Below are 24,042 nucleotides of genomic sequence, written 5' to 3'. Positions count from 1 at the left end.
CGGTTAGCTTATCCGCACGCTGCACAACACCCGCTACGTGCCCTCAATCACCCCCTACCCATAATTCCCCTTCACCCGTTCCTTGGTCGGGTCGAAATGGGGGAAGGGGGTGATTGTGGCTTTGAGGCGTTTTTGGTGGCCGTCGAGTTGGCCGATTTCGAGCTCTGTGCCGGGGGTTGCGTGGGTTATGTCCAGTCTGGCGAGGGCTATGACCTTGCCGAGGATTGGTGACTTGACCGCAGAGGTGATCTCACCCACCTGGGCCTTGCCGATGCGGATGCAGTCGCCGGTGGCGGGGACCACGCCGCTTTCAATATCGAGGCCCACAAGTTTCTTCTGCGGGTGCGCCTTGCGGCGTTCAATTGCCTCGCGGCCGATGAAGTCATCCTCCATGGACTTGAGCGGTACGGTAAAGCCGATGCCAGCTTCAAACGGGTCTGTCTGGTCCGAGAAGTCATAGCCCGCAAAGATCAGCCCGGCCTCGACCCGCAGCGTGTTAAGTGCGGTCAGCCCGAGCGGCACCATGCCGCGCGGCGCGCCTGCAGCCCAGATCGCGTCAAACACCTGTTCGGCATCTTTCGGGTGGCAGAAGACTTCATAGCCCAGCTCACCCGAATAGCCGGTGCGGCTCACTACACAGGCGGGCCCATGGAAATCGCCCAACCGGGCCACCGCGAAGCGGAACCAGGGCAGTTCGTCGATTGTCGGCTGGGTCGGCGGCGTCCAGAACACCTCTGACAGAATCTCGCGGGAGAGGGGGCCCTGCACCGCCACATTGGAGAGCTGATCGGTGGAATTCCGCACCCAGGCGTTCAACCCCAGGCGCTGGGCCTGTTTTCTGAGCCACAGGCCGCTGTCATCATTGCCGCCAATCCAGCGGAAATTGTTCTCGTCCAGCCGGAACACGGTACCGTCATCAATCATGCCCCCATGCTCATAGCACATGGCGGTATAGACGATCTGGCCCACTGCCAGCTTCTTCATGTTGCGGGTCACGCAAAGCTGCATCAGGGCTTCCGCATCAGGGCCCGTCACCTCAACTTTACGCAAAGGGGACAGATCCATAATGGCGGCCTTTTCCCGGCAGGCCCAGTATTCGGCAATCGCGCCGTGATTGGTCATCTGGTTGGCCAGCCAATAGCCGTTATATTCCGCAAAGTCCCGCGTGTGGCGGGCAAAGCAGGTGTGAAAACCCGTTTCCTTTGTCTGTTCCAAAGGCCCCTCCGGTGTCTTTCTCCAGCCGATGGAAGGCCGGAAATCTTCATTGTCCTTGTAAACACGCACCTGAATATCCGTCGGGTTCCAGCCATTGGCCGGATCGATATCGCACGGGCAGGCGGTGGAGACACACACCAGATCCGACAGCGCCCGCAGCAGCACATAATCTCCCGGTCGCGACCAGGGATCATCCATGCCGATGGCGTTAGTTTCATCCAGCATTGTGTTGAAAAAGAAGTTGATGGCAGGCCAGCCGCCTCTTGGGCGCACACCAAAGCGGCCCAGATCCGCATTCATGTTATCCGTGCAGTTCACATGCCCCGGATAACCGAGGTCCTCGTAATAGCGTGCCGTACAGGCCAGCCCGAACGTATCATGACGGCCACAGGTATCCTGCACGATCTCCACCAGCGGCTCCTGGTCCATGGTGTAATATTTCGAGAAGATCCCCGGCGCAGGATAAAGCGAGCCCATCAGAGAGCGGGTGGTGGTGGGGTCGATATCCCGCTCCAGCCCCTTGTCGAGTGCCCGGGCCGAAAGGGCCTGAAAATCAGAGCACTCCCGACCCTGTACATCCATGATCTGGATATATTGTCCGGCCTTCACCTCATAGGCCCGGGCTTCGCCCGGCTGGATGTTGAGATCATTCAGCGGATCAGCCAGCGGGTCTGCAGGGGCCTCGCCGCCCTTGCCTTCACCGGGATTGGCGCGGCGGATATAGACAATCAGATCAGTGGCAACATTCTGCGCGTCTGGCTGCATCGGGCCGCCCGGCGCACAAACCACAAGCAGCCCGTCGCTCTGGGCGTGGGCAATCTCCATATCGCCCGCCCGGGAGCCATCCTCAAACAGACGGACCGCCTCAGCCCGGCCAATGTCAAAGCCAGACGTTTTCAGCGCCGCCAGCACCTTGCGGCCACTGGCATCGCCGCGCGCCAGAGCCTGCTGAATGCCCAGCGCATCTCCCGCTGACCGCAGACCCAGCATGGCTGCATCCGAGGCTCCGTCGGGGGTGAAGAACACCAGCTCGCAGGGCTGCAGACCTTCCGGGTCCAGAATGGAAATCTCGTCACCCCGGTCAATCCTCAGGGCACGAGTGCCACCACCCGGCACCGGGTGACGTTCAACACCGTGCGGCATGACCGGCAGTCCGGGCGTGATAATGCCGGACCGTTCGAACGGATGTTCCAGCCCGTGCCTCACACGGGCTTCTGCCTGCGGTACCTGTCCCATAACAACCACGTCCTCCCAGTCATCTCCCGAATGCCAGTCACTTCTCGAATGCCAATCACTTCCCAAATGCTGGGCATTTCGAGAACAGCGTGGCTGCAGACAAATCTGCAGACGTCCCCCATTCCACACGCTGAGTTACCGCATCTTAGAACCAATATCAATGAAATCAAACCAAAATAAGACCAATTATCTTATATGGTTTTATTTTGTCATTCCGCAGCAACCGCTCCAGCATTTTCATCCAGATGCCGCAACATGTCTGTGGGCTTCTGCTTGAAATAGCCTCTGAAGGCCTGCGAAAAGTTCGAGTGCGACTTGTATCCGCTGGCCAGGGCAATCTCTGTCACCGAGCGATAGCCCTTGGCCATCAGCTGGCGGGCATGCTCCAGCCGCATCTGAGAATAGATCTGCGCCGGGCTGGTCTTCAGGTGAACCTCGAATTTACGCTCAAGCTGCCGGGTGCTGATACCCAGCTCAGCGGCAATTTCCGTCATGCGGATAGGCTGCTGGATGGTGTGCTTCATCAGGGTCAATGCATCCCGGACCATCAGCCGTGACCGGGCCCGGCTCGACAGGCTTTCAAGGGAGATATCGATGGAGCGATCACCGGAAAACAGCCCGCTTTCCTTGCTCAGCTGCTTCCGTACCGCGCGGGCAACCTCGTCACCGGCCAGGGTATGCACCACCTCCAGCGTGGCGGCGCTGCAGTCATCGGCACTATCACAGGCAAAGGTCGGGCGGTCAAACGGATAGGTGTGGCGGCTGTCAGAGTCGAGCGCCAGATCGGCAATCGCCTTGTCGTAGACCGTGTTCTTGCACAGCGCCAGAACAGACCGGTCGATACCGCATTTGAGAAGAAGCTCGGCATTGCCGTCAATCTCGCCCACAAAGGCTCCATGCCGGTTGGCATGGCGCACGGCGCTGATCAGCTGTCGTTCCGCATAGGTATCCAGCGGTTCCCGGCCGCGCAGGATCATCAGCACCCGCGGACGGTTGACACGTATCTGCTCAAAACTGCCATCCGCATTCAGCGAGACACCACTGTCAGACAGAACCGGTTCGCCATCAACCGTCAGACAGGACCAGCAGAACCAGTTGGCATTTCCGGTCCTGTTGGATGCGTTCAGCACCTCCAGAATGACACCCAGCGACAGGATGGAAAATCCCGGAGCCACCATGAAAACAAACGGATAATACGCCATGCTCGTTTCTCCTGTCTTGGTCTTGAGTCCCAGACACAGCCCACCAGACATAACTCACCCACGCACCGGATCAGCAATCCGGCGTCCAGAGGCATCTGGGGCCATCAGTGTTCAAGGTTTGGTCCGGCGAGGCGGGGCAGGAGCCGCCTCGCAGGGTTCTTACGGCATAGCCGTGGTCTGGTTCAGATCATCACGCGCCCGATGATTGGGCAACCTGCATCAGATATCCAGCGTGTGATCCTTTTCCCAGCGGCTGAAATGGGACACGAACGAATTCCATTCCTGCTGCTTCAGCTTGAGGAAAGCCTGGGAGAATTCCTCACCCATCATCGCCTTCAGTTCCGCGTCACTGTCATAGGCCCTGAGGGCATCCAGCATGTTGAGCGGCAGCTTTGGCGCATCCGTCACCGTATGACCTTCCGCATACATGTCGATGTCATGCCGACGGCCCGGATCTGCCTTGGTCCGCATGCCCGACAGGCCTGCCGCGATGATGACCGCCTGGAGGAGATAGGGGTTTGCAGCCCCGTCAGGCAGGCGCAGCTCGAACCGGCCCGGGCCCGGCACACGCACCATGTGGGTCCGGTTGTTGCCGGTCCAGGTCACAGTGTTCGGGGCCCATGTGGCACCGGAAATGGTCCGTGGCGCATTGATCCGCTTGTAGGAGTTCACGGTCGGATTGGTGATGGCAGCCAGGGCAGAGGCATGTTTCATGATGCCGCCGAGGAAATGCGCTCCATCGGCTGACAGACCCACTTCACCGGTCTGGCCTTCTCCGCCATCTGTGGCAAACACATTGGTGCTGGCCTCCGCCCCCGGTGCATTCCAGACAGAGATATGGGCGTGGCAGCCATTACCCGTCAGCCCTTCAACGGGCTTTGGCATGAAGGTGGCGCGGAAACCGTGTTTCTCGGCCACCGACTTGGTCATGAACTTGAAGAAACTGTGCTTGTCTGCGGTCTTCAGAACGTCGTCAAACTCCCAGTTCATCTCGAACTGGCCATTGGCGTCTTCATGGTCGTTCTGATACGGGCCCCAGCCAAGCTCCAGCATATAGTCACAGATCTCGCGGACCACATCATAGCGGCGCATCACCGCCTGCTGGTCATAGCAGGGCTTTGCGGCTGTATCGAATTCATCAGAAATCTGCTGACCGTCCGGGGTCAGAAGGAAGAACTCCGCCTCAATGCCGGTTTTCACATGAAGCCCATCATTGGCCGCTTCGCCAATCAGACGACGCAGCACATTGCGCGGGGCCTGGGCGACATCTTCGCCTTCCATCACGCAGTTTCCGGCCACCCAGGCCACTTCCGGCTTCCAGGGCAGCTGGATGACGGAATCCGGATCAGGCACCGCCAGCATGTCCGGGTGCGCCGGCGTCATGTCCAGCCAGGTGGCAAAACCGGCAAAGCCCGCTCCGTCCTCCTGCATATCGGCAATCGCCTGCGCCGGGACCAGCTTGGCGCGTTGACCGCCAAACAGATCCGTAAACGAGATCATGAAATATTTGACACCGCGCTCGGCTGCGAAATCAGCCAGACTCGTGACCATCACTCGAACTCCTTCTCCCAGATAAACCGCCTGCAGGTCTCCTCACCTGCAATGCGGCATTTCAGTTCAGGCGGGGCACGGGCCTTGGCCGGTCCGGCCCCGCATCTGTTTCACGTTCTGCGCCTGAGTGCCTTCAGAGATCCTCAGAGAGTCTCAGGGGCACTCAGTATCCGCCTTTGCCCGGAATCCATTCCGTTCCCGCCAGCGGCACACCGGCCATGGCAGCAGCTTCCACTGTCAGGGCACACAGGTCTTCCGGTTCCAGATTGTGCACATGGTTCTTGCCGCAGGCCCGGGCGATGGTCTGGGCTTCAAGGGTCATCACCTTGAGATAGTTCGACAGCCGTCTGCCACCGGCAATCGGGTCAAACCGGGCCATCAGATCCGGGTCCTGGGTGGTGATGCCTGCCGGGTCACGGCCCTCATGCCAGTCATCATAAGCGCCTGCTGTGGTGCCGAGCGCATTATATTCAGCTTCCCAACGCGGGTCGTTGTCGCCAAGTGCGGCCAGCGCAGCGGTTCCGATTGACACCGCATCCGCGCCAAGCGCCAGCGCCTTGGCCACATCGGCTCCGTTGCGCACACCGCCCGAGAGAACCAGCTGAACCTTGCGATGCATGCCGAGATCCTGAAGAGCCCGGACTGCCGGTCGAATGCAGGCAAGGGTCGGCTGGCCCACATGCTCGATAAACACTTCCTGGGTGGCAGCCGTGCCCCCCTGCATGCCATCGAGCACAATCACATCAGCCCCGGCCTTGACCGCAAGAGCCGCATCGAAATAGGGACGGGCTCCACCGATCTTGATGAAGATGGGCTTTTCCCAGCCGGTAATTTCCCTCAACTCGAGGATCTTGATTTCCAGGTCGTCCGGTCCCGTCCAATCCGGGTGGCGACAGGCCGAGCGCTGGTCAATGCCCTTTGGCAGGGTCCGCATTTCCGCCACACGGTCGGAAATTTTCTGACCCAGCAGCATACCGCCGCCACCGGGCTTGGCACCCTGGCCGACAACAACCTCGATCGCATCCGCCCGGCGGAGATCATCGGGGTTCATGCCATAACGGGATGGCAGATACTGGTAGACCAGCTTTTCGGAATGGCCGCGCTCTTCTTCCGTCATGCCGCCATCGCCTGTTGTGGTCGATGTGCCGGCTGCGGTTGCCCCCCGTCCAAGCGCCTCTTTCGCAGGGCCGGACAGCGAGCCGAAACTCATACCCGCAATGGTGATCGGGATTTTCAGCTCAATCGGTTTCTTGGCATAGCGGGTCCCAAGGGTCACCGCCGTCTCGCATTTCTCGCGATAGCCTTCCAGCGGATAGCGCGAGATGGACGCGCCCAGAAACAGCAGATCATCGAAATGCGGCACCTTGCGTTTGGCGCCACCGCCACGAATGTCATAGATGCCCGATCCGGCGGCCCGGCGGATTTCCGACATGGTGTAGTCATCGAAAATGCTGGGCTTGCGCGGGGTTGTGTTTGGTGTGTCTTTCATGATCAGCCCTCAGTACGCATCTGCATTATCGACGTCGAAATTGTAGAGTTTCCGCGCAGAGCCGTAGCGGGTGAACTCTTCCGGCTTCACATCTGTGATCCCGGCCTTGCCGAGCAGGTCCGCGAGGATTTCCAGATGTTCCGGACGCATCTCCTTTTCGATGCAATCCGCCCCAAGGCTCTTCACTGTGCCACGGACAAACAGGCGGGCTTCATAAAGGGAATCCCCAAGCGCATCGCCCGCGTCCCCCAGAACCACCAGATTGCCAGACTGCGCCATAAAGGCTGACATGTGCCCCACATTGCCGCGCACCACGATGTCGATACCCTTCATGGAAATGCCGCAGCGGGAGGAGGCGTTGCCCTTGATCACCAGCAGACCACCACGCCCGGTGGCACCGGCATACTGGCTGGCGTCACCCTCGACGATCACCGTGCCGGACATCATGTTTTCCGCCACACCAGGCCCGGCAGAACCATCCACATGCACAGTGGCATGCTTGTTCATACCGGCGCAGTAATAGCCGGTGCTGCCCCTGACCGTCACATGGATCGGCGCATCAAGACCGACAGCCAGTGCGTGGCTGCCTTTCGGATTGATGACTTCCCAGTCGGTTTCATTGGTGCCGTCCGGCAGCTTCTGAAGGGTCTCGTTCAGCTCCCTGAGGGAGCTTTCCGCAAGATCGAGTGTTGCCATAATCTCAATGCTCCCAGAAATAGACTGTTGCAGGCTCCGGCTCCCAGACACGGGCCTCGGTTATTCCGGGAAGGTCCACCAATGCCCGGTATTCCGAACCGAACGCCACATAGCGGTCGGTTTCAGCCAGGACGGCCGGTTTGCAGGCAATCGGATCACGCACGACACCGAAGCCGGAGCGGGTGCCCACCACGAAGGTGAAAAAGCCGTCCAGATCATCCAGGCTGTGCTCGAGCGCATTGCCCAGATCCATGCCGTTCTGCAGCTTGTGCGAGATATAGGCGGCGGCCACTTCCGAATCGTTCTGGGTCTCGAATGTCATGCCATCCCGCATCAGCTTACGCCGCAGGCTGTTGTGGTTCGACAGGGACCCGTTGTGCACCAGACACTGGTCCGGCCCGGTGGAGAAGGGATGCGCGCCAAGCGTGGTCACCGCAGATTCCGTTGCCATGCGCGTATGACCGATGCCGTGACTGCCGGACATACCGGCAATGCCAAACCGCTCCAGAACCGTTTCCGGCAGACCCACTTCCTTGTAGATCTCAACACTGTCGCCAGAACTCATCACCCGCACATCGGGGCGGAGATCAGACAGGGCCTCACGGGCCGCAGCCAGATTATCCAGGCTGGTGGTGATCACCGCATGTGTGTCTTTCCGCACCACGCTGACCGGTGTCGCAAGGCGGTTGTTCAGGGCTTCACCCAGACCACCAAAATCCTCATCCGGCCGGGATGACTGAACCGTAAGCTTGGCCCCGTTGCCGGACCCTTCGCCGTAAATTGCAATGCCTGCGCTGTCCGGACCACGGTCAGTCATCGTGACAAGCATGTCCGATAAAAGGGAACCCAGTTCAGGCTCCAGAGACCGATCCTTTAAAAACAACCCAACGATACCGCACATAGACTGATACCTCTTGATCGAAACGATGAAAAAACGCTAGCAGGCCCAAAAATGAAATTCAACTGAAAAGAATAAAATTTTCCTCTAGTGATATTTTTAGAGATCAAAAGAACTGGAGCCGAGGCAGCGTTTTTGCCGCCCCGGCCCCAATCGCTCACGGAAATGCGTCAATACATCTCCAGCATTTCCTTGATCTTCTCCTTGTTACCGACCTTTTGCGCTTCCTCCAGATGCGCCGATTCCCGGACAAACTGGATTCGGTGCCAGCCAATCCAGAAGGCCACGCCCAGAATGGTCAGCAGGATCTCTGATCCCTGGAACGGATAGACCGCACCAACACTGGCCAGATCCACGGCCCAGTTTTCATATCCAATCGTAGACATCAGCAACCTCCTATTGCGCTGTCAGGTGAGCCTTGTCGGCTTCGATGATTTCAGCTTTGGCATCTTCGTATGCATGGTGCTCGGCATAATCGAGACCCTGCAGTTCGATCTCTTCCGGCACACGCAGGGCACCGGCAGCATTCTGTGCTTTGGCAACCAGCCAGCCTGGCAGGAAGCCAAGACCGAAGAACATGATCACCGCACCGAGGAACTGACCGATCGGATTGATCGCAGCATAACCTTCAAACGGTGAGGACGGCGCGCCCCAGAGCACAAAGCCGGAAATGACAAGGCCGACAAAACCGGCATAGCCATGTACGGCAACAGCACCGACCGCATCATCGATCTTGAAGCGACGCTCGACCCAGAAATGCAGTTTGTAGACAATCACCACACCGACAGCCGCAATCAGCATGGCCTGGATCGGATGGTAAAGATCGTTGCCCGCAGAGGCCGTGATGATACCGGCAAGACCGCCTGAGAAGGTCCAGAAGGCATCCCCCTTGGAGACCACATAGGCTGCCATGAGGCCACCGGAAAGCGACATCAGGAAGTTAAAGGTGATCGCACTCAGAGATGTGGGTGCCAGATAGATGTTGGTTGCCGTCCAGGTGGTGCCTGTGATCTGTCCGCCAATGGATTCAGGTGAGATGATCGGCACATTACAGGCGGCGTAGAAGCCCCAGAAGCCCGTGTAGATCAGAAAGATCCCGATCGTGAGCATCCACGGATTGTGCGGCGGGATATCACGCGGGGTACCGTCGGCTGCAAACTTGCCGATACGCGGCCCCAGCACGGCAATGACGCCGAGCGCATAGCCACCGGCAATCGCATGGATAACGCCGGATGCATAGGCATCATGATAGCCGAGATATTTGACCATCCAGCCCGCATAGTGCCAGCCCCAGGCCGCGTCAATGATCCAGAAGACCGAACCGATCAGCACTGCGTGCACCCAGAGGGCACTGGACCGGATACGCTCGATAACCGAGCCGGACACAATGGACGCAGCGGTCCAGGAGAACAGCAGGAAGGCCGCCCAGAACACGCCGGTAATCCGATCCTGCAGGTTTGTGCCCATGGTTTCTGACCATGGAAGGTTGGCATTGCCCATCTCGTGATTAAGCCCGCCAAAGAACGGGAAGTCCGGAAAGGCCCAGTAAATCCACCAGCCGAAGAAGAAGAAGGTCACGGTCACCAGCGGGATGATCATGATGTTCTTCATCAGCGTGTGCATGTGATTGCGACGGCGGCTGGCCCCGACCTCATACATGCAGAACCCCACATGAATCAGGAACATGAACACGACGGTCACCCAGTAATAGAACTCCGTAAAGATCGTCGTGAGGGCGTTTAAGTTTCCTTCCATGGTTGTCTCTCCCAATGGTTTGAAGGATGCATTTTTGCCTCTTATGAATTTTTTTTTATTTTTAGTATTGCATCCCCTAACCACTTATTGTCAAGATCAAGCCAATGGCTCATATTGGTTCCAAATTAAAACCATTTGGTCAAGATTGATCTGGGAGGATTTTTAGATGACGTCATCATGGAGATTTTCGACGCTTGGGGATCGGCACCGGGCGCTTGGGTCGAACCTGGAGGACTGGAGCGGCATGGGAACCGCCTGGACCTATGACAAGGACTGGGACGAGGAATACATCGCCATCCGCACGAAAGCGGGTGTGATGGATGTGTCCGGCCTGAAGAAGGTTCACATCACCGGACCACACGCCTCCCACGTGGTGGACAGGGCCACGACACGGAACGTGGAAAAGATCATGCCTGGCCGGTCATCCTATGCCTGCATGCTGAATGATGCGGGCAAGTTCGTTGATGACTGCGTCATCTACCGCACCGGACCCAATGCCTTCATGGTGGTGCACGGCTCGGGCCAGGGCCACGAGCAGCTGACCATGGCGGCCACCGGTCGTGACGTTTCCATCCGCTTTGATGACAATCTGCACGACATCTCGCTTCAGGGCCCTCTGGCGGTTGAGTATCTGGAAAAGCATGTGGAGGGCATTCGCCAGCTCCGCTATTTCAGCCACATGCAGACCAGCCTGTTCGGTCATCCCGTCATGATTTCCCGCACGGGCTATACGGGCGAGCGCGGTTATGAGATTTTCTGCCGCGGCCAGGATGCCCCCCATATCTGGGACACGATTGTGGAAGAAGGCGCAGCCATGGGTATCATCCCGACGCGCTTTACAACACTCGACCTGCTTCGTGCAGAAAGCTATCTGCTGTTCTTCCCCTATGACAATTCCGAGATGTATCCGTTTGAGAACGAAGCCGCCGGAGACACGCTCTGGGAGCTTGGCCTCGACTTCACGGTCAGCCCGGGCAAACAGGGTTTCCGGGGCGCGGAAGAGCATTACCGCCTGAAGGGCAAGGAGCGCTTCAAGATCTTCGGCGTCAAGCTGGAGGGTACGGAAGCAGCTGATGAGGGCGCCCCTCTTTATCAGGGAGACCGTCAGGTGGGTGTTGTCACCTGCGGCATGTATTCACCGCTCAACAAGCACTCCGTCGGCATTGCCCGGATGGAGGTTGACTGCGCGGTCCAGGGCACGGCTTTGACGGTTAAGAACCAGAGTGGCGATATTGCCGCGATTGCCCATACCATGCCCTTCTATGATGTTGAGAAGAAACGCCGGACAGTTCGGGACTGATCCGCGTCGCAAAGCAGGGTGGTGAGCCGGGCTTCCCCAACCAGCCCACCCCCGGTCAGGCGCATTTCTTTCCCAGAACCGGCCCGAAAGGGCACGCGCCGGATCGAGGCACCACCTGATCCGCCGAGTGAGCCAGGACCTCAAGTGCCCTACTCAAGTGTCCTGGCCATTCGGCGGATCACTGCGCTCAACGCTACCGAACGAGGTCACGCCGGGAAGGACCGCATATGACAAACAAGACTTTTGAACAATCAATTCTGAGCAGGCCCGTCTATGGCACGCTGTCGCTGACCGATGCACCGGCCCATCTGATCATCGCCGATGCCGAAGGGGCCGAGGCCATCTGCGCCATGCTGGCGGACGCGCCGGCGGACGCCTTAAAGACGGTGCATATCGTCTATGTGCCGCGCGAGATCGGCCAGACCTATCTGGACAGGCTGAAAGCCCTTGGCGCTGGCCGGTTTTATGAAAGCCCCAGCATTGACAGCATGCTGCCCGCCCTCGACAGGATTCTCGCCACCACCCATATGGGCACGCAGATCTGCGTTGCCGGAACCGAAGGGCTGATGGGCCGGGCCACCAGACTGGCGATGGAACACGGTTATGATCACCGGGCCATCCAGTCTGAACATCGCGGCTCCATGGCCCGCCGGGTGCAATGTGTCCACTGCAAGGGCATTACCGAGGATGTGACCACCCAGCCCTGCGAATGCAGCCATTGCGGGCTGCTGCTGCTGGTGCGCGATCATTATTCCCGCCGCATCGCCGCCTTTCAGGGGGTCTGCATCAATGCGGAAGATCCGTCCTACAATCCGGAGAAAGAGGAGGCGTTCTCATGAGTGCCGGTGTCAAGAAACTGGATGTGGCCGTCACCGAGATCACCGAGATCAACAGCCTCGTCAAACGCTTCCGCTTTGAAAGCCCCAACGGCCACGCTCTGCCCACCTTTTCCGGCGGCTCCCATGTGGTGGTGGAGATGCATGACGGCGATATCGTCCGCCGCAATCCCTATTCGCTGATGAGCTCCCCGCTCGAGACCGCGTCCTATACGATTTCCGTGCGCCGGGATGATGAAGGCAGGGGCGGCTCGCTCTTCATGCATAACAGGGTGAAGGTCGGCGACCGGATGACCATTTCCACGCCGGTGAACCTGTTCGGGCTGGACTTGAGAGCCCGCAAGCACCTGTTGCTGGCAGGCGGCATCGGCATCACTCCGTTCATCGCCCAGATGGCCCAGCTGCAGGCCTCCGGCGCGGCCTTCGAGCTGCATTACAGCTCCCGTTCGGCAGCGCTCAGCTCCTACGCGGACGTGCTGCAGGCGACCTATGGCGACAGGGTGTCGCTCTACCGGGACGATCAGGACCAGATGATTGATCTCAAGGGCCTGTTGAGCGGCCAGCCGCTTGGCACCCATGTCTATGTCTGCGGGCCGGAAGGCATGATCAACGCGGTCAGACAGGCAGCCGAACAGGCCGGGTGGTCTGACCATGCGGTACATTTTGAGCATTTCCTTGCGCCTCCCACCGGCAAGCCGTTCCAGGTGCATCTGGAGCGCTCGGGCATCACCATTGAAGTGAGCGCCCAGCAGAGCCTACTTGAAGCGATTGAGGCCGCCGGTGTTGACGCCCCCTTCCTCTGCCGGGGCGGGGCCTGCGGCCAGTGCGAGACAGCCATTGTCTCCTGCGACGGCACCCTTGAGCACAACGACCACTGGCTGAGCGACGAGGAGCGCGCGGCGGGCAGCAAAATCATGCCCTGCGTCTCGCGCTTTGACGGCTCCACATTGACACTTGACCGATAGGAGGGGTCAATGACCATCAACTTCAAAACAGAAACCTTCCGCGACGACTACACCTTTTCCAACAGTCCGGAACAGATCAGGCGCTTTCCCTTCCCCTTTGACAAGGACAGCTACATGTATGCGGTCAATATGGAACCGCACACACGGGGCAGAGCCGGGTCAGCCTATGAGAACTCGTTTGATGTGGACGAGCACTATGTCTCTGAAATGGCCGACCGGGAGATTGTTCTTTCCGAAGACCCGCTGCGCTGCCAGTCTCTGCCGCATATGACGCTGGCCGGCTGGGATACGCTTGAGCTGATCATGACCGAGAAGGCCAAGGATTATCCCGAGCTGTTCTCGCTCACCAAGGACGGCACCATCTGGCACTGGGTCAACAGGCCGCTCGGGATCAACCAGACCTTCACCTTCGGTGACGAGACCACCTTGCCCTGCGGCCCGATGGAATACATCACCCGCCAGACCCAGGGCGATTTTGCCGTGCTCGACCAGCGCGAGGGCAATCTGTGGATGGATGCGGGCATGGTCACCACACAGGCCGACTGGTCGCTGGATTTCGATATCGGCATGAACTTCTTCGAGTGGCACGCCCCGGTGCCGCTAGCCCATGAGAAGGGCATTTTTGTCCGGGCGCTGAAGTTCCTCACCAGCATTCAGCATGGCCAGCCGGCCCGGCGGCTGAACTGGACCATGACGATCAATCCGCGCCTTGATACCAGCCCGGAAAACTATGCCAAATGGGGCATCGAAAAAACCAGCATCAACCGCGACAATGTGGGTCAGAAAGCCCATCTGCGGGTGGAGCTGCAGAGCTTCTGGCGCCTGCCCCGCTCAAACGGCCTGTTGTTCCCCATCCGCTGCTATCTGATCAAGATGGACGAGCTGGTAACACAGCCCAAATGGGCCCGCCGCTTCCACCGGGTCCTCCGCGACCTGCCAACAGAACTCGCCGAATACAAGGGCCTCATCGGCTACCGCGACATGGTCGTGGACTTCCTCTCCGAATACGATGATGGTTCCGAAACATCACCCGGATTCTGGCCTGACGACTGAACGGGCAGGGGGTGCGTGAGACTACAAGCCCCCTGAAGCCTCTCTGAAAGTCATGGACACCTGACGATGACAGCAACCTTGTACAGCCGCATTGGCGAAGACAGAATCCGGGCTCTGGCAGAGCGGTTCTATGACATCATGGAAACCCGCCCCCAGGCCCGGAGCCTGCTTGAGCTGCATTTCGACGGCCACGGCCTGGCCCATGCCCGCATCGAGCAGTTCAATTTCCTCTGCGGCTTCTTCGGCGGCCCCCATTACTACAAGGAAAAATACGGCCACATGAATGTCAGGCTGATGCACAAACATGTGGACGTCACCAAAGAGCACGCGGAAACCTGGCTCACCTGCATGGACGAAGCCATAGATGACTGCATCACCGACCCCACCCTAGCCACCCAGATGCAGGAAGCCTTCCGCCGGGTGGCCCTGTCTCTGGTGAACGCGTAGGGGTTTGGGGGTGCTCTGCGCCTTTGCAACTCCCACCAACTGTCACCCCGGCCAAGCGCCGCGCAGAGCCGGGGTCCAGAAACGGCAGGTTCCGAGAGTGTGGTGTCTTCCCGGCTGGATGCCGGATCAAGTCCGGCATGACATTGGGGAGGTGGTGATACTCTGCCTCTGCGCCACCCACAAACCGTCTTCCCGCACTCGATGCGGGATCCAGAGCGGCCTTACCTCGGACACAGGTCTTAGCTTCAGACGCATTCCTCACCCCTTAGGCAAGGCCTCAAGCTCCCGGCCTTCAATCTCACCCCCGTCGGTCAGCTGGCGGATGCGGAAGAGGCCGTCGCTGGTCTTGTAGACAATGCCCACCAGCGCATCATCGGGCAGCATGTGGACCCCCAGATTGCGGGCCGTGCGGAAGGCCGCTTCATCCTCTTTTTGCCATTGGGCTTCCATCCGGCGGATCCGGTAGTTCAGCACCAGCGCCAGAGCGGCAATAAAGGTAAGGGAGGGCATCAGCACCCAGGCCATCTTGATCCAGTCCGGCATGGACTGGAGCGTGTCGAACATATCGAACAGGAAAGACCCGTTATTCTCCATCGTCACAACCCCGCTTGCGTTTCATGGAACCGCCAGAGGAGACAAGAACCCGACGCTCCCCCTCAAGGGGCGCGTCTTCTCACATCTCTGGCGGACGGGGAGTTGATAAACCGCAAGTAGACGGTCGCACTGGCTTTTAAGCCGGACCCGAAGGCCCAACTCTCTATGGCCAGTGCCTCCCCGCCCATAGAAACGTCGTGACGAATCGTCATGTGACGGTATCACATGAGTGAGGAGACACCATTATACGGCTGATGTCAGCCGCTACTTGAGGGGTTATCAAGCCCCGGGGCCGTATATGCCCGACCCTGATGCAACTATAGAGTGATTTGTCGGTTGTGGGCAAGGGGGATGTGGGGAGGGATTTGCACTCACCAGAATGGCAATCGGGGCCAGGGCTGCACTCCGGATATCTGGGCGACAAACAAAAGCAGTAGAGATATGCGGCATCTCTCGACTGGATCCCGGCTCGGGGGCCGGGATGACACCGAACCTGTGGCCAGTCTTCTGCCTCGCAACCCCCACTCTCTGTCATCCCGGACAAGCAAAGCGCAGAGCCGGGATCCAGAAGCGGCAGGCAAGGATACAAAGTCCTAATCCGCTAAGGGGCACTAGCGTGCTTCTTTGTTGCCAGCGTCAATTTGACGGAGTTGGGCCAATCGTCCACGAAGCTGGACTTCAAATCGTTTGGTATCTTTTGCCGATTTCGTATTCTTTAGGTTTTCACGGACAGCATATATCTTTTGGCGTTGACGATTAGGTGCAGTTACCCTGCCGCGTGTCACGATGACTCCGGTAACTTCCGCGGCACGTCCCTTTCTTGCGCGTTCCTTTTGAACGGCATACCTGTGACCGTGCTGGAAGAGGGTCTTTTTAATTTCCCAGATTGTAACTTCTGGGACAGTCGAACCGGAAATGGTTAGGTCATCGGCATAGACACTTAGTTTGCAGCCTGCGCTCTCGACAAGCTCATTGATCGTTTCCCACATGTCGATGTAGGCAAAATAGGCTAGGATTGGGCTACACGGGCTACCCTGCGGCAGCACGCCGTCGTACGTTGCAATACGAGCGAGAATGAGTGCAACGTCTGTTGAGCACTCCATTTTCGAGTGAAAAAACCAGATCACTTTGTTGATTGTGCAGCTTGGAAAAAAATCTTCTATATCCAATAACCTCAGTGCTTCAGCGCCGATGTGACGAGCCGCGTTATCAACGTAGGATCGTCCCTCTACTGGGGCAAAGAGATAGTCCGGTGGCGCTATTCTTCCTAATAAAACAGCAACCCTCGCCTGAACGGACTTGAGAGGCGGGATAGGAGCGCTGATATCTCGATTGCCCCCGTTTTTCTTGGGCTTCTGAAACTGGATATAACCGCCTTCGAGTTTTGATAGTTTCTTTAGCTTAGCGGGCGAAATCTGTAGGATACGTGCGAGCTTGCCTTTCGATTTAAGTCGGAAGAATGGGCTATCGCGTAGTTGGTACTTTGCCCTAACCATCGGCGGTTTTTGTCTCAATCAAGTTCAGAAATTGCAGAACTTTTCCTGCGATGGCGCTCTTTGCCTTTTTAGCTTTCGATGGATTGCCCAAATTTTCAGAAAAGAACAAGATTGATGATGCAGGAATGCCGAAAGCTTCAGAGTACTTTTGAATGACCTCGACCGATGGAGCTTTCTTACCATTCTCAAGTTCTGAAACATAGGACTTGGAAAGCCCCAGTTTATCGGCAACTTCCTGTTGTTTCATGTCGTGAAAGACTCGAATGAGCCGAAGTGCTTCCGATAGCATTAATTCTCCTTTCCGCATTGGGATACAGTGGAAGCGATTTAGTCACCGGGTACTCCTGAAAGAGCGCTCCAGAACCGCCAGATACGGTAGGCAAGCACTCCAAGACGCAGTGCCCACTTTAACAGGAACGGAGCACGGAGCCACTTGGGCCATTTGCTCGTTCTTTTCAATCGCTGTCGTCGTTCATTAGTCTCTAAATCCATTTCTGGGTTCCTTCTTGTTCACCCCAACCCACCGTGGGCAGGGTGTCATCGCGAACAAGAAGCGCGGATAACGACGTCCAAACCAAAGTACCAAGAGACCCGTAGGTCATCGCGGGTCTCTGCTTCGCCATCCCGCGGCCTCGGGAGTCCTCAGGGGAGTCAGGGCCTTGGTCCGGTTTAGCGGTAGGAGGCGAACCTCCCGCGAGCTTTAAAGCTCAATGTGTAATGACTTTTCCTTCCGCTGTGACCAACTGGAATTGAGATGGGAATGCAGACAAGGCATTTCAAGAAAAAAGTTCGCAAATAGCGAACTTTTTCTAACTTTTCTGAGGAGTTTATTTTAATCAGTTACTTAACTTGTTTCACCGCATCCCGGACATACTTGGCAAAAGATTGACTCAAACCAATATCCAACGCCAGCCGGTAAAATTCTTCGTCCTCATTCTGCAAGCCAAATTTACGAACGATCGCCCGCGTTCCTTTCGTGAGGTGGGGTATGTCGCCTGATGAAATCCATTCCGGGTTGCCAACAGCTTCTTCAAACTCGGCGACTGCACCTTCTGGTAGTTGTGCGCCGAAAAGGAAATAACGAAGGTATTTGAGAAAATTGGGATGAGTATAGATTTCGTCGTCCTTCCGCCCGTTTCGTTCAAATAGGCCTTTGTGGGAAGTCTTCACCCCTCCGATCTGGTATTTTGGTTCCATCCAGTACATCAAGCGCACCTTCGGAATCGCCTTCCGCCCTTCTAAAGATTCCAGCAGCTCCAACACCAACGGCGCCTGTCGTTGACATTGCACACGATCAAGCGCGGATTGATCCAATTCAATCCCATTCAGAATTTCAGATTCTTTGCTTGTAAGCTCAATTTTATAGCTCATAAACACCTCCCCAAATGTTCTGCTTTCGTTCTTTGGGACATAGGGCTTCTAAGAAATATTTTCAACTGAAAGGTGTCGTAACCTCATCCTTAAGGATGGCAGGTTTGATAGGCAGCGCCGCAGGACTCAAACTAGGTGAGCAAGTCCGTAATGGGCCACAACATCTACTCCCACCATAGACAACGGCTGCTCTCTCAGAGCCTATTATCTCGACAAAGTGCAGGCACGGTCATCAGACAAATTCAACAGCCTTCAAAACAACCCGATCATTTCAGCCTGATCCCCCATTCACCCCCGCTCGCCCTGGTCCCAGTTCTGGTGGTAGGAGATCACGGACATGTAGGTGATGGGGAGGGTGATCATTTTTTCCGGGCCGTGGGCGGCGTCGGCGTCGAAGAAGAGGCTGTCGCCGGGCTTCAGGTGGTAGAGCTCGCTGCCATGGCGGTAGACCACTTCTCCCTCCAGCATGTAGATGAGCTCCAGCCCGTCATGCTGGAAGGTGGGGAAGGTGTCGGATGTCTCGGTCAGGCGGATGATATAGGGTTCCACCATGACCGAGCTTGAATTGCAGCGGATATGGCCGAGCATGTTGTACTGGTGTCCGGCGCGGGTGCCGCGTCGTTCGGTCTCGACTGCTTCGCCCGCCTTTACATGAATGGCTTCCCGCTTTTCTTCAAAGCGCCGGAAGAAGGCCGTCACCGGCACCCGCAGGGCTTCTGATAACAGGCGCAGGGTGGTCAGTGACGGAGATGTGTTGCCGTTCTCGATCTTCGACAGCATCCCCACGGACAGCCCGGTTGCCTCCGCCAGATCGGCCACAGTCAGCCCGGACAGTTTCCGGAACGAGCGGACTTCCCGGCCAATGGCCACCTCGAGCACATTTTCTTTTCTGGACTTGAGGCTGTGGGGATCCTGATTCAGCATAAGAATATTGTCTTCCAGTCGTGCGGGCCATCATGCAAGGTTGTTTGCAGAAAATCCCGCGATTCCATTTCACTCTCAGGAAATATTCTATCGGATGGGGAAGAGGATGAAAAGGGCGAGGGTGCGGCATACCCCTATGAAACCGCCCCTCTTTGTACCATGAGACCACACAGGCGGCCTCCGGCCCGGAAATCGGGGCAAATACTGGACAAGCGGCAGGCAGAATCCCACTTATTTACTAGACGGAAACACCTTGTCAGCCAGACTCTGCTGACTTACTACTGCGCTCGGTTGGGTGATGTCCCTTGCAAGGCGGCATATCCGGTGTCTGCATGATACGGATATGGTGACAAAGGCGCTGCTCGCGGCCCGCTTGAGGCCTGATCCGCGCGCCGGTCTGACCCTGCCGAACCACCCGGAAACGGGACAGGGGGCTGGAACCCCTTTGCAGAATGAACTGAATGGGCCTCGGCCCTGAAACCAATGCGTCGGGAAAATCATGAGCTTGTATACAGATTACTTGAATGAGATTGAAACTCGCAAAGCCCAGGGCCTGAATCCAAAGCCCATCGAAGAGGCTGCGCTTGTGAGAGAGATCATCTCGCAGATTAAAGATCTGGATAGCGAGCACAGAAAGGCGTCTCTCGACTTCTTGATCTACAACACCCTGCCAGGCACCACCAGCGCCGCCCGCGAGAAGGCCTTCTTCCTGAAGGACATCATTCTGGGCGCTGTGTCGGTCGAAGAAATCTCTCGCGCGTTCGCGTTCGAGCTGCTGTCCCACATGAAGGGCGGCCCGTCCGTTGAGGTTCTGCTGGATCTGGCACTGGGTGACGATACGACCATTGCCGCGGGCGCGGCCGACGTTCTGAAGACCCAGGTCTTCCTCTATGAAGCCGATACTGACCGTCTGGCCCAGGCCAATGCGGACGGCAATGCAGTGGCCAGGGATATTCTTCAGAGCTACGCAAAGGCCGAGTTCTTCACCAAGCTGCCGGACGTTGACGAAGAGATCAAGGTGGTGACCTATATCGCTGCCGAAGGTGATATCTCCACCGACCTTCTGTCTCCTGGCAACCAGGCCCATTCCCGTGCCGACCGCGAGCTGCACGGCAAGTGCCTGATTTCTGAACAGGCGCAGGATGACATCCGCGCCCTGCAGGCCCAGCATCCGGACAAGCGCGTGATGCTGATTGCCGAAAAGGGCACCATGGGTGTGGGGTCCTCCCGCATGTCCGGCGTCAACAATGTGGCGCTGTGGACTGGCAAGCAGGCCAGCCCCTATGTGCCGTTCGTCAATATTGCCCCGGTTGTTGCCGGAACAAACGGCATCTCTCCCATCTTCCTGACCACGGTCGGGGTGACAGGCGGCATTGGCATTGACCTGAAAAACTGGGTCAAAAAGCTGGGCCCGGATGGCAAGCCTATTCTCAACAATGATGACAGCCCGGTTCTCGAACAGAAATATTCCGTCGAGACGGGAACCGTTCTGACCATCAACACCAAAGAGAAGAAGCTCTATAACGAGGCCGGTGACGAAGAGCTGGTGGATGTGGCCTCTGCCTTTACCCCGCAGAAGGTGGAATTCATGAAGGCGGGCGGCTCTTATGCCGTTGTCTTCGGCAAGAAGCTGCAGAGCTTTGCCGCCCAGGCCCTGGGCGTGGCTGTTGAGCCGGTCTTTGCTCCGTCAAAGGAAATCTCCCACGACGGGCAGGGCCTGACCGCCGTTGAGAAGATTTTCAACGCCAATGCGGTTGGCATCTCCGGCGACAGTGCGCTGCATGCGGGTTCCGATGTGCGGGTCAAGGTGAACATTGTCGGCTCCCAGGATACGACCGGCCTGATGACCTCCCAGGAGCTTGAGGCCATGGCTGCGACCGTCATCTCGCCCACGGTGGATGGCGCCTATCAGTCCGGCTGCCACACGGCGTCTGTGTGGGATGTGAAGGCACAGGCCAACATCCCCAAGCTGATGGGTTTCATGAACCGTTTTGGTCTCATCACCGCCCGTGATCCGAAAGGCGTCTATCATTCCATGACAGACGTGATCCACAAGGTGCTGAACGATATCACCGTGGATGACTGGGCCATCATCATTGGCGGCGATTCCCACACCCGCATGTCGAAGGGTGTTGCCTTCGGGGCTGATTCCGGCACCGTGGCCCTGGCGCTGGCCACAGGCGAAGCCACCATGCCCATCCCTGAATCCGTCAAGGTCACCTTCAAGGGCACCATGAAGGATCACATGGATTTCCGTGATGTGGTGCATGCCACCCAGGCCCAGATGCTGAAGCAGTTCGGCGACAATGTTTTCCAGGGCCGGATCATCGAGGTGCACATCGGCACGCTGCTGGCCGACCAGGCCTTCACCTTCACTGACTGGACCGCAGAGATGAAGGCCAAGGCCTCCATCTGTATCTCGGAAGACGAGACGCTGATTGAATCGCTCGAAATCGCCAAGAGCCGCATCCAGATCATGATCGACAAGGGCATGGAAAATCCGGCCCGCACCCTGCATGGCCTGATCGAGAAGGCCGACAAGCGCATTGCCGAAATCCGCTCCGGCGAGAAACCGGCCCTGTCGCCGGACGCCAACGCCAAATATTTCGCGGAAGTGGTGGTTGATCTGGACGAGATCGACGAGCCGATGATTGCCGACCCGGACGTCAACAACGCGGATGTCTCCAGGCGCTACACCCATGACACGATCCGCCCTGTCTCCTTCTACAGGGGTGAAAAGCAGGTGGATCTGGGCTTTGTCGGCTCCTGCATGGTGCACAAGGGCGACATGAAAATCGTCGCCCAGATGCTGCGCAATCTGGAAAAGAAAACCGGCAAGGTGGAGTTCAACGCGCCGCTGGTAGTGGCCGCCCCGACCTACAACATCATTGATGAGCTGAAGGACGAAGGCGACTGGGAAATCCTGCAGAAATATTCGGGCTTCGAGTTCGATGATCTGAAGCCGAAAAACACAGCCCGCACCGAATATGAAAACGTGCTCTATCTGGAACGTCCGGGCTGCAGCCTCTGCATGGGCAACCAGGAAAAGGCAGAAAAGGGCGATACGGTTCTGGCCACATCCACCCGCCTGTTCCAGGGCCGCGTGGTGGAAGATTCAGCCGACAAGAAAGGCGAGTCCCTTCTGGCCTCAACCCCGGTTGTCGTCCTCTCCGCCATTCTCGGCAGAACCCCGAACATGGACGAATACAAGTCAGCCGTAGACGGCATAGACCTCACAAAATTCGCCCCCTCACTGGAAAAATCCGCCAATTCACGGTCGGTGCATTTCTAGAGTGGAGCGTTCCAGGGGCTAGATGAGCTGAGACAGACAAACTGCTCAGTAAAGCGCCGGGTTGGGTTGAAAACCAGCCCGGCGTTTTTGTGCTTGGTGGTTTGATTGTCAAAGCGCCACGGCAATTAATAACAATCTAAAGCAGTATTCATTCTCTTTTTGCTTCATTTGAAAGACGATGCCAAAGCCTGCAGACAACTATCCATGCAAGAATTGGAGTTGCAGCATTTATCCAAAAATATAAAGCCAAATCATCATATGGATCATCGGAATCCGAACCCATCGCACCTACCAAGTATATCCGAGCATACCAGCATAAAATAAAAAGCAGAAGAGAAAATAACAAAACAAAGAAAATATAACTTCCCCTAATATCTATAGAACTCTTTAAATCCCGATATCTAAAAAATGTTGCGCCAAATGCCATTATATATGCTAACGATGGTAAAAGTGACGCTAATGCGAGAATACCAATCAAAATTGGATACCTTTTCTCTTTCTTTACTTGCAATATTAAATTGAAACCCATCACCTTATTGATGAATTTCAGTTCACCTGAGATTATAATAAAAATTGCAAAATCACAAAATATAAGCCGTCGTCATGAGCCACTGCTCTACCCGGCTTCATGCATGCAGCAAACGTTCGTCCAGCATCCAGAGATACCACATCATGCGACAGGGTTTGCAAATCAGCGTGCTTCTGATTCAAGGATGCCTTCACGGAGGCGTCCTTGTCAGAGCTTCAACATCGTGGAATTTCGGTGACGACAGGCAGGGGGTAGGGCAGAGAGTCGCCCCACTCTCAGAACCTGCTGCTTCTGGTTCCTAGATCAGCGCTCCGCTTGTCCGGGACGACAGGGAGTGGCTGGGGCAGAGGCAGAGGCCGAAGATTGGCCACCTCCTTCGTGTCATGAAGCAGAGCGTCACACCACCCCCAGTGTCATGCCGGACTTGATCCGGCATCCAGCCGGGAAGAAACCACACCCTCGGAGCCTGCCGCCTCTGGACCCCGGCTCTACGCTGCGCTTGGCCGGGGTGACAGGCTGTGGGTGTTGCGGGGTAGAAGGTTGGCCACAGGTTCGGTGTCATCCCGGCCCCCGAGCCGGGATCCAGCTGGAAGGATTCCAAACAATTAGAACCTGCCGTCTCTGGTTCCCGGATCTGCACTTTGCTTGCCCGGGAGGACCGGCAGCAGGTGGGATAAAGGCCGAGCACCAACCCCTCAGTATCATGAGGCAGAGGACCACCACACCCTCTGTGTCATGCCGGGCTTGACCCGGCATCCAGTCGATAAATTACGGTAACGGATCAATTACGCACACACTTTCCGGGAAAGCGCTCTAATAATTGTAATATTCACCACCAGTCTATGCTGCAATCAAAAATTAAACCCGTCAGTTGACCGAATCCGCGAACCTCGCCTAAATTTGAACCTCAATAATTACAAATATCGACTCAGGAAATAAATCTGCATGCAAATTTTTAATGATACGAAACTGGCTCTAAGATTTAGGAGCGATTCCGTTTCCGAAAGGGAGAAATTCTTTTATTTTCTTATTTATACGGCACTCATATCGATATTAACGTCAACATGGGCTTCCAGCAATCTGTTAGAAACGATAAATAAATGGGATATTTATGCAGATATACTTATTATATTAAGCAATATATTAGGAACTATCCTCATATATCATACAAATTCAAAAGGTGACAACAGAGA

General features: G+C 56.9%; 21 protein-coding genes. 7 read left to right on the top strand and 14 right to left on the bottom strand.

Annotation, left to right across the window (positions count from 1 at the left end; genetic code table 11):
* Positions 1 to 54: 54 nt before the first annotated feature.
* The 8 genes from RA157_RS17610 to RA157_RS17575 form a co-directional block, all read right to left on the bottom strand.
* Complete coding sequence (locus RA157_RS17610) at positions 55 to 2,451, bottom strand: trimethylamine N-oxide demethylase (RefSeq protein WP_350334422.1); 2,397 nt, start codon at positions 2,449 to 2,451, stop codon at positions 55 to 57.
* A 209-nt stretch (positions 2,452 to 2,660) separates the two neighbouring features.
* Entirely contained in the window at positions 2,661 to 2,945 is a 285-nt protein-coding gene (locus RA157_RS17710) for a helix-turn-helix domain-containing protein (protein WP_434058513.1), read from the bottom strand.
* 927 nt (positions 2,946 to 3,872) lie between these two features.
* Positions 3,873 to 5,204: a type III glutamate--ammonia ligase gene (gene glnT, locus RA157_RS17600; protein WP_350334420.1), complete on the bottom strand. Its 1,332-nt coding sequence runs from the start codon at positions 5,202 to 5,204 to the stop codon at positions 3,873 to 3,875.
* 163 nt (positions 5,205 to 5,367) lie between these two features.
* On the bottom strand, positions 5,368 to 6,693 hold the full coding sequence (locus tag RA157_RS17595; RefSeq protein ID WP_350334419.1) for an FMN-binding glutamate synthase family protein: 1,326 nt from the start codon (positions 6,691 to 6,693) through the stop codon (positions 5,368 to 5,370).
* 9 nt (positions 6,694 to 6,702) lie between these two features.
* Complete coding sequence (locus tag RA157_RS17590; protein WP_350334418.1) at positions 6,703 to 7,389, bottom strand: GltB/FmdC/FwdC-like GXGXG domain-containing protein; 687 nt, start codon at positions 7,387 to 7,389, stop codon at positions 6,703 to 6,705.
* Positions 7,390 to 7,393: 4 nt separating this feature from the next.
* Positions 7,394 to 8,290, bottom strand: a complete 897-nt coding sequence (locus RA157_RS17585; protein WP_350334417.1) for a class II glutamine amidotransferase — start codon at positions 8,288 to 8,290, stop codon at positions 7,394 to 7,396.
* Between the two features lie 167 nt (positions 8,291 to 8,457).
* The gene (locus RA157_RS17580; protein ID WP_350334416.1) at positions 8,458 to 8,673 is read right to left on the bottom strand and encodes a hypothetical protein; all 216 of its coding nucleotides are present in this window, start codon (positions 8,671 to 8,673) and stop codon (positions 8,458 to 8,460) included.
* A 10-nt stretch (positions 8,674 to 8,683) separates the two neighbouring features.
* Positions 8,684 to 10,042, bottom strand: a complete 1,359-nt coding sequence (locus RA157_RS17575) for an ammonium transporter (protein WP_350334415.1) — start codon at positions 10,040 to 10,042, stop codon at positions 8,684 to 8,686.
* A 166-nt stretch (positions 10,043 to 10,208) separates the two neighbouring features.
* Here RA157_RS17575 and RA157_RS17570 point away from each other — a divergent pair, with 166 nt between their 5' ends.
* From RA157_RS17570 to RA157_RS17550, 5 genes are all read left to right on the top strand, one after another.
* Positions 10,209 to 11,342, top strand: coding sequence for an aminomethyl transferase family protein (locus RA157_RS17570; RefSeq protein ID WP_350334414.1), 1,134 nt, complete (start codon positions 10,209 to 10,211; stop codon positions 11,340 to 11,342).
* A 227-nt stretch (positions 11,343 to 11,569) separates the two neighbouring features.
* Positions 11,570 to 12,181, top strand: coding sequence for a dimethylamine monooxygenase subunit DmmA family protein (locus tag RA157_RS17565; RefSeq protein ID WP_350334413.1), 612 nt, complete (start codon positions 11,570 to 11,572; stop codon positions 12,179 to 12,181).
* Positions 12,178 to 13,143, top strand: a complete 966-nt coding sequence (locus tag RA157_RS17560) for a PDR/VanB family oxidoreductase (RefSeq protein ID WP_350334412.1) — start codon at positions 12,178 to 12,180, stop codon at positions 13,141 to 13,143. Before RA157_RS17565 ends, RA157_RS17560 begins: the two co-directional genes overlap by 4 nt.
* 9 nt (positions 13,144 to 13,152) lie before the next feature.
* Positions 13,153 to 14,196, top strand: a complete 1,044-nt coding sequence (locus RA157_RS17555) for a heme-dependent oxidative N-demethylase family protein (RefSeq protein ID WP_350334411.1) — start codon at positions 13,153 to 13,155, stop codon at positions 14,194 to 14,196.
* A gap of 66 nt (positions 14,197 to 14,262) precedes the next feature.
* A complete protein-coding gene (locus RA157_RS17550; RefSeq protein WP_350334410.1) occupies positions 14,263 to 14,643 on the top strand; it encodes a group II truncated hemoglobin in 381 nt (126 codons plus the stop codon).
* A gap of 258 nt (positions 14,644 to 14,901) precedes the next feature.
* Here RA157_RS17550 and RA157_RS17545 read toward each other — a convergent pair whose 3' ends face one another.
* From RA157_RS17545 to RA157_RS17525, 5 genes are all read right to left on the bottom strand, one after another.
* The gene (locus RA157_RS17545; protein WP_350334322.1) at positions 14,902 to 15,237 is read right to left on the bottom strand and encodes a hypothetical protein; all 336 of its coding nucleotides are present in this window, start codon (positions 15,235 to 15,237) and stop codon (positions 14,902 to 14,904) included.
* Positions 15,238 to 15,848: 611 nt separating this feature from the next.
* Complete coding sequence (locus RA157_RS17540; protein WP_350334409.1) at positions 15,849 to 16,733, bottom strand: reverse transcriptase family protein; 885 nt, start codon at positions 16,731 to 16,733, stop codon at positions 15,849 to 15,851.
* Positions 16,726 to 17,022 (bottom strand): helix-turn-helix transcriptional regulator, encoded by a 297-nt coding sequence (locus tag RA157_RS17535; protein ID WP_350334408.1) that lies wholly within the window; start codon positions 17,020 to 17,022, stop codon positions 16,726 to 16,728. The genes RA157_RS17540 and RA157_RS17535 overlap by 8 nt, the downstream gene beginning before the upstream one ends.
* A 551-nt stretch (positions 17,023 to 17,573) precedes the next feature.
* Positions 17,574 to 18,104, bottom strand: coding sequence for a hypothetical protein (locus tag RA157_RS17530; protein ID WP_350334407.1), 531 nt, complete (start codon positions 18,102 to 18,104; stop codon positions 17,574 to 17,576).
* A 288-nt stretch (positions 18,105 to 18,392) separates the two neighbouring features.
* Positions 18,393 to 19,028, bottom strand: a complete 636-nt coding sequence (locus RA157_RS17525; protein ID WP_350334406.1) for a helix-turn-helix domain-containing protein — start codon at positions 19,026 to 19,028, stop codon at positions 18,393 to 18,395.
* Positions 19,029 to 19,326: 298 nt separating this feature from the next.
* Here RA157_RS17525 and RA157_RS17520 point away from each other — a divergent pair, with 298 nt between their 5' ends.
* Together RA157_RS17520 and RA157_RS17515 are read left to right on the top strand one after the other, a co-directional pair.
* Entirely contained in the window at positions 19,327 to 19,506 is a 180-nt protein-coding gene (locus RA157_RS17520) for a hypothetical protein (protein ID WP_350334405.1), read from the top strand.
* Between the two features lie 21 nt (positions 19,507 to 19,527).
* Complete coding sequence (locus tag RA157_RS17515; protein WP_350334404.1) at positions 19,528 to 22,320, top strand: bifunctional aconitate hydratase 2/2-methylisocitrate dehydratase; 2,793 nt, start codon at positions 19,528 to 19,530, stop codon at positions 22,318 to 22,320.
* A gap of 148 nt (positions 22,321 to 22,468) precedes the next feature.
* Here RA157_RS17515 and RA157_RS17510 read toward each other — a convergent pair whose 3' ends face one another.
* Complete coding sequence (locus RA157_RS17510; RefSeq protein WP_350334403.1) at positions 22,469 to 22,798, bottom strand: hypothetical protein; 330 nt, start codon at positions 22,796 to 22,798, stop codon at positions 22,469 to 22,471.
* Between the last annotated feature and the right edge of the window lie 1,244 nt (positions 22,799 to 24,042).

Source organism: Coralliovum pocilloporae (genome assembly GCF_030845175.1).
GTDB lineage: Bacteria > Pseudomonadota > Alphaproteobacteria > Rhizobiales > Cohaesibacteraceae > Coralliovum > Coralliovum pocilloporae.
The sequence above is the reverse complement of the archived record's forward strand: the minus strand, read 5'-3'. Positions and strand labels throughout refer to the sequence as shown.